10 protein-coding genes are annotated in these 13,235 nt (G+C 42.5%); 9 read left to right on the top strand and 1 reads right to left on the bottom strand.

The window, feature by feature from the left end; translation table 11 throughout:
* Positions 1–11: 11 nt before the first annotated feature.
* The 3 genes from V7K40_RS07130 to V7K40_RS07120 all read left to right on the top strand — a co-directional run bounded on the left by V7K40_RS07130 (position 12) and on the right by V7K40_RS07120 (position 3,628).
* On the top strand, positions 12–1,451 hold the full coding sequence (locus V7K40_RS07130) for an HlyD family efflux transporter periplasmic adaptor subunit (RefSeq protein ID WP_334958044.1): 1,440 nt from the start codon (positions 12–14) through the stop codon (positions 1,449–1,451).
* A gap of 188 nt (positions 1,452–1,639) precedes the next feature.
* Complete coding sequence (gene devC, locus V7K40_RS07125) at positions 1,640–2,794, top strand: ABC transporter permease DevC (RefSeq protein WP_334958042.1); 1,155 nt, start codon at positions 1,640–1,642, stop codon at positions 2,792–2,794.
* A 126-nt stretch (positions 2,795–2,920) separates the two neighbouring features.
* Positions 2,921–3,628 (top strand): DevA family ABC transporter ATP-binding protein, encoded by a 708-nt coding sequence (locus V7K40_RS07120; protein ID WP_334958038.1) that lies wholly within the window; start codon positions 2,921–2,923, stop codon positions 3,626–3,628.
* A 143-nt stretch (positions 3,629–3,771) separates the two neighbouring features.
* Here the strand turns inward: V7K40_RS07120 and V7K40_RS07115 are convergent, their stop codons facing one another.
* Positions 3,772–4,593 carry a hypothetical protein gene (locus V7K40_RS07115; RefSeq protein WP_334958036.1) on the bottom strand — a complete coding sequence of 274 codons (822 nt, stop codon included), beginning with the start codon at positions 4,591–4,593 and terminating at the stop codon, positions 3,772–3,774.
* Between the two features lie 105 nt (positions 4,594–4,698).
* Between V7K40_RS07115 and V7K40_RS07110 the strand changes: the two genes are divergently transcribed.
* The 6 genes from V7K40_RS07110 (at position 4,699) to recG (ending at position 13,047) form a co-directional block, all read left to right on the top strand.
* Entirely contained in the window at positions 4,699–5,496 is a 798-nt protein-coding gene (locus V7K40_RS07110) for an HAD family hydrolase (RefSeq protein WP_334958034.1), read from the top strand.
* Positions 5,497–5,546: 50 nt separating this feature from the next.
* Complete coding sequence (locus V7K40_RS07105) at positions 5,547–6,308, top strand: Uma2 family endonuclease (protein ID WP_334958032.1); 762 nt, start codon at positions 5,547–5,549, stop codon at positions 6,306–6,308.
* A 1,064-nt stretch (positions 6,309–7,372) separates the two neighbouring features.
* Complete coding sequence (gene rpsB / locus V7K40_RS07100) at positions 7,373–8,167, top strand: 30S ribosomal protein S2 (protein ID WP_334958030.1); 795 nt, start codon at positions 7,373–7,375, stop codon at positions 8,165–8,167.
* Positions 8,168–8,390: 223 nt separating this feature from the next.
* Complete coding sequence (tsf, locus tag V7K40_RS07095; RefSeq protein WP_334958028.1) at positions 8,391–9,335, top strand: translation elongation factor Ts; 945 nt, start codon at positions 8,391–8,393, stop codon at positions 9,333–9,335.
* Positions 9,336–9,600: 265 nt separating this feature from the next.
* Entirely contained in the window at positions 9,601–10,461 is an 861-nt protein-coding gene (locus tag V7K40_RS07090; protein ID WP_334958026.1) for a hypothetical protein, read from the top strand.
* A gap of 111 nt (positions 10,462–10,572) precedes the next feature.
* Positions 10,573–13,047: an ATP-dependent DNA helicase RecG gene (recG, locus tag V7K40_RS07085; protein WP_334958024.1), complete on the top strand. Its 2,475-nt coding sequence runs from the start codon at positions 10,573–10,575 to the stop codon at positions 13,045–13,047.
* The last annotated feature ends 188 nt before the right edge of the window (positions 13,048–13,235 follow it).

The raw sequence follows: 13,235 nt of genomic DNA, 5'->3' as shown, positions 1-13,235 counted from the left end.
GGCAACATACTATGTCAAGGGTGACTGAAAAGCCGAAGCCAAGTGAGCAGCCACTTAATCATGAACAACCTAAGATTTGGTGGGGTATCGCTGTAGCTGTGCCAGTAGTAATAGCCGCTGGGATACTAGGTACAGCTAAAATCGAGCAGCTGAGAAAACTAACTACATCTGCACCCGTAATGCCATCTACCAATAGCATTAGTGCTTTAGGGCGTTTGGAACCGCGAGGCGAAGTTGTTAAATTGTCCGCCCCATCCTCAGGATTAGCGCCATCATCACGAATTCAGCAACTTCTGGTGAGAGAGGGTGAACAGGTAAAGCAAGGCCAAATTGTGGCAATTTTGGATAACCGCGATTCCCAAATAGCCGGACTAGAAGAGGCAAAAGCCAAGGTGCAAGAATCCCGTGCGAATTTAGCGCAAATCAGAGCTGGCTCTCCAAGAGATATTCAAGCCCAAAGAGCAGTTATTGCTCGCTTACAAGCGCAGTTTGTTGGGGAAAGGGATGCTCAACAAGCGACGATCGCGCGGGTTGCAGCTCAGTTTAGTGGGGATAAACTCGTTCAACAAGCAACCGTGAATCGCCTAGAAGCTGAACTCAGTGGGCAAAGAGAAGCTCTTAGAGCAACGCTTACACGGATTAAAGCCCAACAGCGCAATGCTCAAGTCGATGCCGGACGCTATGATTTTTTATACCGAGAAGGTGCGATTTCTCAGCAAGAACGGGATAGTAGACGCCTGAGTGCAGTAACTTCTAATCAGCAGGTTGCCGAAAGCCAAGCTACACTAAAGCAGACATTGGCAACCCTGCGACAGCAACTTGCTGAGGCTAGAGCTAACCAAATACAAAATTCAGCAACTTTGCAACAGCAGCTAATCGAAGCCAAAGTTAACCGTGACAAAACTTTAGCAACTTTGCAAAGACAAATCGATGAAGAAAAGGCCAAACTGAGCAAAATTTTAGATGTTAGTCCTACCGATGTGCAAGTAGCGCAAGCCCAAGTTAGTAATGCGATCGCAAATGTTAGAAAAGCCGAAGCAGAATTGAGGTTGAGCTACGTTCAAGCACCAATAGCTGGAGAGATTTTAAAGGTTTACACCAAGTCAGGCGAAGCCATAGGTGCAAATGGTATTGCTGAAATTGGACAAACCAGCCAAATGTTTGTGATTGCTGAAGTTGCTGAAGACAGTATTGGAAAAGTGCGTATTGGTCAAAACGCCACTATCAGCAGCGATAATGGAGCATTTAGCGACGAATTAAAGGGAACTGTTACTGAAATTGGTAGAAAAATTGGTAAAAAAGATGTGCTGAATACAGATCCAGCAGCAGATGTGGATGCCAGAGTAGTAGAAGTGAAAATTGCTCTACCTCCAGAAGATAGCCAGAAAGTTTCGGGTTTAACTTACGCTAAAGTTCTTGTCGAAATTAATAGCGAATCAAGTTATAGGTGAACAGTAATACAAATTTATGATTTGATATTTTGGATTAGGAATGTTTTTAATTAGGCTGTTTCATCAATAAATAATGTCTAATAAATTACAACAGGTTGCAATTAAGTGAGGTACAGAACTTAAATTTAAAAGCCAATACAGTTCAGTTAAGCATTTTTTTCTTCTCTCTGTGCTTGGATACCTATAACATGAATCAAAAAATACCTCTGTCGTGGCTACAACTGACAAGAGAAAAAACTCGCCTAGCTGTGGCTTTGGCAGGAATTGCCTTTGCTGATATTTTGATGTTTATGCAACTCGGTTTCCGGGATGCTTTGTATTATAGTAACGTTCGATTTCATAGCAGCTTGCAGGGCGATATTGTTTTAATCAATAGTCAATCTAGTGCTGTTCTAGCAATGAGGAGCTTTTCTCAACGGCGGTTATATAAAGCTTTAGATTTACCCACAGTACAATCAGTACATCCTATATATTTGGACTATACAGTCTGGAAAAATCCTATAACAGGCCGTCCTCGTAGTATCCTTATCTTTGGAATGAACCCGGAAAATAATCTATTGAACTTACCTGGAGTTCAGGATAATTTAGATAAACTTAAACTTCCTGATGTAGTTTTATTTGACCGTTCTTCTAGAGTGGAGTATGGTCCAATCGCTGCTAATTATGAGCAAGGAAAGACTGTAATAGCAGAAGTACGAAGGCGGCGAATTAAAGTAGGAGGACTATTTACATTAGGTGCATCATTTGGTGCAGATGGAAATTTAATTACAAGTGATATTAACTTTCTGCGAATATTCAACAATCGTCAACCAGGATTAATTGATATTGGGTTAATTAGATTAAAACCGGGAGCAGATGTTAAAGTTGTCGTCCAAGAATTACAAAAATATTTACCTAATGAGGTAAATGTTTTAACTAAGCAAGAATTTATTGATTTTGAGCGGAATTATTGGGCAAATAGTACAGCTATTGGCTTTATTTTTACATTAGGGACTGTCATGGGTTTCATTGTAGGGACTGTAATTGTTTATCAAATCCTTTATACAGAAGTTGCAGACCACTTAGCTGAATATGCTACTCTCAAGGCAATAGGTTATACACAAAACTATTTATTGACAGTCATTCTTCAAGAGGCTTTGTTATTAGCAGTTTTAGGATATTTACCTGGAATTATTTTTGCTTTATTTATGTATAAAACCGCCAGACAAGCAACACTTTTACCAGTTTTTATGAGTTTTGATCGGGCGGTAATGGTGTTGATTCTGACAATGATTATGTGTATTATTTCTGGTGCGATCGCAGTCCGAAAATTACGTTCCGCCGATCCAGCAGATATCTTTTAATTAATTAAATATTAATTAAAAGATATTATTTTTAATTGTAGATTATAATTAAAAAATAAGAAATGTTAGTTTTTGGTAGCTGTTACAGTTTCGTTTCAAAATTTTTAATTTATAGCTAACAACTTTATGAGCCAAAAAGAACCTGTTATTGCTATTAAAAACCTCAATCACTACTATGGCAAAGGCGCACTGAAAAAACAAATATTATTTGACATTAACCTAGAAATTTATTCTGGAGAAATTGTAATTATGACCGGGCCATCCGGTTCAGGTAAAACAACATTACTGAGCTTAATTGGTGGTTTGCGATCTGTACAAGAGGGAAGTTTGAAATTTTTAGGTGAAGAACTCGTTGGCGTCAGTCAAAATAAACTGGTGCAGATGCGACGCAGCATTGGTTATATTTTCCAAGCTCACAATTTGCTAGGGTTCTTGACTGCGAAGCAAAATGTGCAAATGGCGGTAGAATTGAATAATAATATTTCTAAAGCAGAAGCAGTGGCTAAATCAAAAGCCATGCTGGAGTCTGTTGGTCTAGAAGAACGAGTTGATTACTACCCAGACAACCTTTCTGGTGGACAAAAACAAAGAATTGCGATCGCCCGCGCCTTGGTGAATCGTCCTCCACTGGTGTTAGCAGACGAACCAACAGCTGCATTAGACAAACAATCAGGACGCGATGTCGTGGAAATAATGCAGAGTCTGGCCAAAAATCAGGGAACTACTATCTTATTAGTGACACACGACAACCGCATTTTAGACATAGCCGATCGCATCGTAGAAATGGAAGATGGTCTTTTAACCCGTAATTCCGCCAATGCAGCTATTGGGTGATGATTTGGAAGTGATAAATCACAACTGATAACTAAGTTGTGACGCAAATAAATACTGTCTATTTACTCGTAAGGGTGATTTTTTGTCATTGGTCATTTGTATCTACAAAGGAAAAAGGACAAATGACTAATGGCAGCCATAATTTATTGTCTAACCGAGCCTGATTTTTTCATTCCAAGTGGCTTTGGCGGAGTTGGGGCATTTGGTTGGCGACTAGTCCGGAAAGTCACATTCACGCCTTCATTCGATTGTTCTAGCACCAGTAGAGGGGTAGGTTTAGCCTTTTGATCCCAATGCATGGTAGCAATCCGACCTTGAATTGTTGGTTGCCAGCTATCTTCGTCTTCTATGGGACTTAGGTAAGTTTCTATACAGTCAATAATCTGACTAATAGTCGCAGAACTTGCTTGCGTCGGTAACTTCATTAACCGGATTTGAATACGAAACAGAACTCGCTTGGCAGAGTTCCCTGGACTACCAGTCTCATACTCTACATCAAAAATTTCATCCACCTGCCGTCCAGCGCTATTAGCAATTCCGACTGATCCAAGTTGTGCTTGATTTGGACGCAGGGCTTGAGAAACTTTATCTTTAATCTGAATCTTCACTTGATTAAGGATTGCAAAATGAAACACCTCCTCTGACATCCGCATTCGCAGATAATCCAGATTAAAGTCCCGTGAGTTGACCAAATCGGGATTAGTTTCCATTTTGCGAATTGTTTCTAGCGCCAGCTTAAATTTTTTCTCTAATTCTCGCGTGCGGAATTGTTCAAACTTAAGTTTTTTCTCCAGCTTATTCATCTGGAGCTTACTATACACAATTAAAGCAATCACCGCTAAAGCCAGTCCTCCAGAAGTTACCAACAATAATGGTGGTATTTGAGGATCACTTGCTGGCACTTCCTGGGATGCTTTTTTAGGCTTTGACCCTGGGGATTGGGCAAGAAACATCGAAGTGGACATGGTTGGAAAACTGAAAAACTTGACTCCTGATGTTTAGGATGCCCAAATCTTCAATGCCATCTTGCTGTATCATTAATATTTTTTACAGCTTTTTACAAACCGCATATGTCCAAACATTTGAGCCTCCCTATTCTGTCTGAGGTTTCATCTACAAGCTTTAGCAATATTCGTCTGATAGCCACAGATATGGATGGCACCCTGACTAGACGAGGAAAATTTACTCCTGCACTGCTGCAAGCTTTAGAGGATTTAGCAGCAGCTGACATTAAGGTGCTGATTGTCACAGGACGTTCTGCTGGGTGGGTGAGTGGATTGAGTGCGATGATGCCAGTGGCAGGTGCGATGGCAGAAAATGGCGGTTTGTACTTTCCGCCTGGGAACCAGAAACCAGTAGTCTTAACACCCATTCCCGATTTAGCTAAACATCGCCAGCACTTGGCTACGACTTTTGAGAATTTACAAACTAAATTTCCCCAAATCCAAGAATCTGCTGATAATCGCTTTCGCATCACCGACTGGACTTTTGATGTAGCTGCTTTGCGTCAAGACGAACTACAAACCCTAGACAATCTCTGTCAACAAATGGGTTGGGGATTTACCTATAGCAATGTGCAGTGTCACATTAAACCCCAAGGGCAAGATAAAGCTGTGGGATTGTTGCAAGTATTGCGCGAATATTTGCCCCAATACTCACCAGAACAAATTGTCACTGTTGGCGATAGCCCCAATGATGAAAGTTTATTTGATCAGCGTTATTTTCCTGTTTCTGTAGGCGTGGCAAACGTGCTGGAATATCTGAATCAGTTGAAATATCACCCTGCTTATATTACTAACGCTGCCGAAGGGGAAGGATTTTGTGAGTTATCTAGTTATATTTTGAAAAGCTTGCACATCCTAAGTTAGGCAGAGCCAGACTTGCTCTACAATAATCTCGTAGCACTGATTTTACAACCATGACGGCTACTCTAAGAGTTGGTATCGAATCCGAAATATTCTATCCCAGTGCTGATGGTCAACCACTGGCAGAAACCTACGACCACCTTTATGCCTTGCTAACTACTTTGGAAGTACTGAAACAGTATCTGGCATCTCATCAGGCAACAGTATTGGGAAATCAATTTCTTTATTATGCACAGGGTTTTCCTAAGTTGCGCGTAGCCCCAGATGTGATGGTGATTTTTGATGTTGCATCCGGCGGTCGGGACAACTATAAAATTTGGGAAGAGGGTCAAGTACCCACAGTTATTTTTGAAATGACATCTTTTGGTACTAAGGGACAAGACGAAATCTTCAAAAAGACCCTCTATGAGCAGCTAGGTGTCAAGGAATACTGGCTATTTGACCCTAAAGGCGAGTGGGTAGAACAACAGCTACGTGGCTATCGCCTGCGGGGAGAAATCTACGAACCTATACAAGATGGACGCAGTGAACCGTTACAACTGCGTTTGGTGGTTGAGGAAAGGCTAATTGGGTTTTATCGAGAGGATACAGGGGAAAAATTACTAATCCCTGATGAACTGGTACAGGCTTTACGGCAGGAAGTTTTAGCAAGGCAGCAAGCAGAACAACTGGCAGAACAGGAACGCCAACGAGCAGAACAGGAACGCCAACGAGCAGAACAAGAACGCCAACGAGCAGAACAGGCAGAATTGCAGATAGAACAGTTAAAGGCAAGGTTACGTTCGCTGAATGTAGACCCCGATACTATTGAGTAACATGCAAGGTGTAATTCTAAAAATTGCTTTAACTACGCCCATCGTAGACATCGCACCAAACACACTAATGAGTGACGGTGAAATTTAAAAATTGTTACAAACAAGTAGACAATTTGTTACCTATATTTTTGCCACATTTATTACCTTAGACAGAATAGAATAGATGGGTGTCCACCGCGTTTCAATCTCGGAAGTCTCAATAGTAGTGATTTGATTGAGAAGACTATCTTATATAATATTCGCAAGAGGTTAGCGTTGCAAGCATCTCAGTTTTGCAAAAATATCTTTTAAAGAATCCGAAAAGCAGCAAGTTGATTTTGGAGATAAAGTATACACATACCAAAACGAGATGCACTCGTTAACATTTTATTTCCAGCTTCCACTAGAAAGTCCAAGACCAATGGTAGAGTCAAGAATTTACCTTTAAATACTGTGGTATTAAATTATGCAAGAAATTGAAAGATTCTTTAGCGACTTGTTCAGGAGCGTAATCAACCGCTTTAAGTATTTTGCGATGGACACTGCTGAACAGAAAATGAGAGAAACTATCGATGAGCAGATCAAACAACGGCGACAAAAACCCAAACCGAAGGATCAAGAAGACCGCGAGTAGATAGGTCTTTTGGGGTAGTTTAAAACTAGTCAGTTAAACACTAGTACATGACGGCGTAAATGCAGCTACCATTTCAATTAACAAGATTTGGGGCAAAATTCCTTCTTTAAAGGTAGGCAAACTGACGCCATGTACTAGGGTGTAGCTCCCCTGGCTTACGCGTAACTTTAGCTTTTTTACTGAGTATTTCTTACTAAAAAAGGGTAGCGATCGCTGTTGAAGGCGTTTAAAACAGCAAGATTTTTATCACTATCACTACAAGCATAGCGCTTCCCTATTGTTGAGTGGGCAGCGCTATTTTCTCGCCCTCACTCTGTCAACAAACTACAACTCTTCCGAATATGCTAACCTAGTATGGTTAACTAATCTCGCACATCTGAGAATTCGGGTGTTTCCCTGTTGGGAAATACGCTTGGATGGAGGTTTAACCCGAATCGGAGTTAGAAAATATATGCCAGTAGTTTCATTGGCTCAGATGATGGAGTCAGGGGTTCACTTTGGGCATCAGACCCGGCGTTGGAACCCAAAAATGTCTCCTTACATTTACACTTCCCGCAATGGTGTACATATCATTGACTTGGTGCAAACTGCCCAGTTGATGGATAATGCTTATAACTACATGCGATCGCACGCTGAACAAGGGAAGAAATTTCTTTTTGTTGGCACCAAGCGCCAAGCGGCTGGAATTATTGCCCAAGAGGCCAGCCGTTGTGGTTCCCACTACATTAACCAACGGTGGTTGGGCGGAATGTTGACTAATTGGGCAACCATCAAAACACGGGTAGACCGTCTGAAAGATTTAGAACGCCGTGAGGAAACAGGCGCTCTAGATTTATTACCGAAAAAAGAAGCATCAATGCTACGTCGGGAAATGACGAAGCTTCAGAAATACTTGGGCGGCATTAAAACAATGCGGAAAGTCCCCGATATCGTTGTAATTGTAGACCAACGGCGGGAATATAACGCAGTTCAAGAATGCCAAAAGCTGAATATTCCGATTGTGTCCATGCTGGATACAAACTGTGACCCAGATGTAGTAGATATCCCCATCCCAGCAAACGACGATGCTATCAGGTCAATTAAGCTGATAGTAGGAAAATTGGCGGATGCCATTTATGAAGGTCGTCATGGTCAGCTGGATGTTGAAGAGGATTACGAAGATTACGAAGGTGGTGAGTATGACGAAGATTACGAAGAAAGCGAATATACTGACGCCATAATTCCCGACGAGGAAGCAGAGGAATAAGTAAAGCAGGGGTGAAGTAAGTGGACAAGGGAGGGCGGTGGATTGCAAAGTAGCAGCAAGCCGCCCTAGCCTGCGGCAAATCATAGACAAAGGTGGAGGCAAAAAACTCATGCCTCATACCTTTATACTTGATTATTTTTTCTCCCCTAGCCCTGAGTAATATAGAAATACTCAACACCCGTGAGCGATTACAAATCGAGGTCAAGTTAGGAATTGAGGCAACATGGCGGAAATATCTGCAAAACTCGTCCAAGAGCTACGCCAAAAAACTGGTGCCGGCATGATGGACTGCAAAAAGGCGCTGAAAGAGACTGATGGCAACATAGAAGAAGCGGTAGACTGGCTACGGAAAAAGGGCATCTCTACGGCGGGGAAAAAAAGCGATCGCGTTGCGGCAGAAGGTCTAGTAGACACTTACATTCAGCCCGGAGGTAGAGTGGGTGTACTCATAGAAGTCAACTGCCAAACCGACTTTGTTGCTCGTAACGAGGCTTTTAAAGCTTTAGTTAAGAACCTAGCAAAGCAAGCAGCGACTGCTAATAGTGTTGAGTCTTTGTTGGCTCAACCCTATATTGATAATGAAAGTGGGACTGTAGAAGAATTCATCAAGCAAACCATTGCCACGCTCGGTGAAAACATCCAAGTGCGTCGCTTTAAGAATTTTGCATTAACAGAAGGCACGCAAGGGATAGTAGACAGCTATATTCACACTGGCGGTCGAGTTGGTGTATTGGTAGAGTTGGGTTCCCAAACTGAGTCAGCGGCTACTAATCAAGAGTTCCAAACCTTGGCACGGAACACTGCTATGCAAGTTGCGGCTTGTCCAAATGTTGAGTATGTGAGCGTAGACCAAATCCCTAGCGAAATTGCCCAAAAGGAAAAAGACATTGAAATGGGCAAGGATGATTTGGCGAACAAGCCAGATAATATCAAAGAAAAGATTGTTCAGGGACGGATTGAAAAACGCTTGAAAGAATTGGCTTTGCTCGATCAGCCTTACATTCGTGATCAAAGTATTTCTGTGGAAGACTTGGTGAAGCAAGTGAAGGGGCAATTAGGCGAAGAGATTCAAGTGACTCGCTTTGTCCGCTATATACTGGGCGAAGGCATTGAAAAGCAAGAAAGTAACTTTGCTGATGAAGTCGCTGCACAAATTGGCAGCAAGTAATAATTAGTTAGGAGAGACGCGATTAATCGCGTCTGTACAGGAGTTAGCAGTTAATAGGAAGTTAGCTTCATAATTCATCACTCATAATTCTTAACTCCTAACTTATTTAAGGACAGGTCAAGCAAATTGCCTGACCTGTATTTTATTAATAGAGATGCGAAATATCGTATTTAATTTAAAATCTAAAATCCTCTAAAAAGTTATCCTTAAATAAATTCGTACATTTGTACTATGTAAGAGTTAACATGGACAAGAACGAAAAGATATGGCAAGAGCAATCGAGCGAATTGAACAAGATATTGCAGCACTGAAAGAAGCGATTCGGGCGATCGCAACAGAACTACAAAGCGCTTATGCTAGTTATCTAAATACATTAGGGCTAGCTGTACGAAAACAGTTGATTCTGGCAAGTTACCACCTTTGTACCCAAGGGTATCCCGAAAACTTTCTGCATTTGTCATTGAATCAGCGTCAACAATTGCAACAAGCCATCCGCAAGTTGGGTCAAGTGGCATCTGAGCAATTACTCACTTGTATAAAAAGTGAGGAAGTAGGGGAAGATGGAACAGATGAAACAGATGGAACACATGAGGGAGATGGGCAAGATGAGGGAGTAACATCCTCATCTCCTGTGATACTGGGCACATCTACTCCTGAGCCTCTCACCCTCGACACCTCTAATCCTATAGAACTGGCAAAATGGCAACATAACTTAGAAGAGGTTACGCAAGAGATACTGAAAAAACTTTCGCATGATGCTAATCTTTTATTACAAAAAGCTGGCGTATTACCCAAAAAATTACCAGAACCGATTTTAGCAGCTGCGGCTGCGGCTGCATCAGAAGCGTCTGCCGAGGTTATGCCAGGGCCACCCAACTTATTAAACTTAGTAATTGAAATTGAAAATGAGCAGCAGTCAGAAGATTCTGAAATGACGCAAATTATGGCTATTAACCTGCGGCTAGGGGAAATTGAATTTGCTGATGTGACACTCTCCTCTGAGCGCAGGCAAATCCGCAGTATTTTAGTTCAAATCAACAAGCTAGGACGAGAGTATCAAAAAAAACATCGAGAAAGAGCGATCGCTGAAGCTGAAGCTGCATGGCGTGCTAGTTGGTTTGAATAAAGTTATGAGTTATGAATTATAAGTTATGAGTTATTTATTCCTAACTCTTAACTCCTCACTCCTGTACAGACGCGATTAATCGCGTCTCCTAACTCCTAACTCTGCTGACCAATGACTAATGAAAAACCAGATTGGATACGATTGCACAAAGCCTTGGCAATAGAAGCCGAACATGGCTTTACAGACTTGGTAGGCAGACAGTACCGCTTCAGTGAATTTCTTAGCCTGACTTTGGGCAAATTCCCAACAGGCTTGCCCCAAACTGAACGCCGCCGTTGGCAAGGACTAGCGGTGCAATTTGCTAGTTATCCACATCTAGCACTGGAAGAAAGACAACACTTAGTAGCAGATACTCGCAGGTATCTTTCCCAACTACAGCAGGGGGAGCAGGGGGAGCAGAGGAGCAGAGGAGCAGGGGAGCAGGGGAAAAAAATCCAAAATCCAAAATCTCCAATTGTTGCTGAGGTGAGTCGGAGGCTTGCCCCAAAAATTGAGCAAAAACTCAGTGATTTACCAGAAATAGGCTTCAAAAAAGCTGGTAATTTGGCACGGCTTGGTTTACACACTGTCCGCGACTTGCTTTTCTACTATCCTCGTGACCATATTGATTATGCGCGTCAGGTGAATATCCGCGAGTTACAGGCGGGTGAGACGGTGACAATAGTGGCTACCGTGAAGCGTTGCAACTGCTTTACTAGCCCTAAAAATCAGAAATTATCAATTTTAGAACTGATCGTAAAAGATAACAGTGGTCAAATCAAAATTGGTCGTTTTTACGCAGGTACACGCTTTAGCAGTCGCGCTTGGCAAGAAAGTTTAAAACGTCGTTATCCAGTAGGTAGTATTCTGGCAGCGTGTGGGTTAGTGAAAGAAAGTAAATACGGCTTAACACTGGATAATCCAGAACTAGAGGTTTTGGCAAATCCAGGAGATTCGATTGAGTCGCTGAATATTGGGCGGGTGGTGCCAATTTATGGACTGACTGAGGGTGTGGTGGCAAATACAGTGCGACAAGCGGTAATTGCTGCTTTGCCCGCTGCGGCTAATCTGAAAGACCCTTTACCAAGTGGTTTGCGAGAGAAGTATGGTTTGATGGAATTGAAAGATGCGATCGCTAATATCCATTTTCCTAGTGATAGCGCCGTCCTACAAGTTGCCCGTCGTCGCCTAGTTTTTGATGAATTTTTCTACCTGCAACTTGGTTTACTGCAACGTCAACAGCAAGCAAGGGCGATTCAAACCAGCGCTATCCTTGTGCCACGAGGTCAACTTGTGGAAAAATTCCACGAAATACTGCCTTTTCAACTCACTGACGCACAGCAACGTGTTCTCAACGACATTCTCAATGATTTGCAGAAACCTGTGCCAATGAATCGTCTGGTGCAAGGCGATGTCGGTTCAGGTAAAACGGTCGTCGCCGTGCTAGCTATCCTCGCAGCAATTCAATCCGGCTACCAAGCGGCGCTGATGGCTCCCACAGAAGTTTTGGCAGAACAACATTATCGCAAGTTAGTTAGCTGGTTTAACCTGCTGCATTTACCAGTGGAATTACTGACAGGTTCCACTAAAACTGCTAAACGAAGACAAATACATTCTCAGTTAGGAACTGGTGAATTACCTCTGTTAGTGGGAACTCATGCCTTAATTCAAGACCCGGTAAACTTCCATCAATTGGGGTTAGTGGTGATAGATGAACAGCATCGTTTTGGGGTAGAACAACGGGCGCGTTTACAGCAAAAAGGTAAGCAACCCCACGTGTTAACTATGACAGCTACCCCAATTCCCCGAACCTTAGCACTGACAATACATGGGGATTTGGATGTGAGCCAAATTGATGAGTTACCGCCAGGACGACAAAAAATTCAGACAACAGTATTGTCAGGTCAGCAACGCAACCATGCTTACGACCTCATCCGCCGAGAAATTGCCCAAGGTAGACAAGTTTACGTGGTTTTGCCGTTAGTGGAAGAATCAGAAAAACTGGATTTGCGATCGGCTGTGGAGGAGCATCAAAAGTTACAGGAAAGCGTTTTTCCTGACTTTCAAGTGGGGCTGCTACACGGTCGCATGAGTTCAGCGGATAAGGATGAAGCAATTACTAAATTCCGCGATAACCAAACGCAGGTTCTAGTTTCTACTACCGTTGTTGAGGTTGGTGTAGACGTACCTAATGCTACAGTAATGCTCATTGAAAATGCAGAACGATTTGGCTTATCGCAACTGCACCAACTGCGCGGGCGTGTTGGTCGGGGTGCGGCTCAGTCTTACTGTCTGTTGATGAGCAGTTCCAGAAGCCCTGATGCTCAACAACGGTTGAAGGTGTTGGAACAATCCCAGGATGGCTTTTTCATCTCCGAGATGGATATGCGTTTTCGTGGGCCAGGGCAAGTATTGGGAACTCGTCAATCGGGAGTGCCAGATTTTACATTAGCAAGTTTGGTTGAAGACGAAGAAGTTTTGCTTTTAGCACGACAATCAGCTGAGAAAATTATAGAGATGGATGCAACCCTAGAGCGTTGGCATTTAATGAAAGAAGAGTTGAAGTATCGGTATGAGAAATTGATGGGTGGGGCGATTTTGACTTAATTTATCTTGTTTTGATGATGAACAGCTACTAGATAAGATGGCACTACATCTTCCGATAGCTGGGATGATCGCAGAAGTGAAGCGGTAATTCACAAGTTGGAGCAGGAATACAATTTGCAATCGGTGCAACCAAGTTGGGAAAAAGATAAGCACAATTCAACTACTGGCGAACGTAGGCACATTGCTAA

Origin of the sequence: Nostoc sp., assembly GCF_036917195.1 — a bacterium.
In the GTDB taxonomy this organism is placed as follows: Bacteria; Cyanobacteriota; Cyanobacteriia; order Cyanobacteriales; family Nostocaceae; genus Nostoc.
This window is presented reverse-complemented; position numbering and strand designations above follow the sequence as displayed.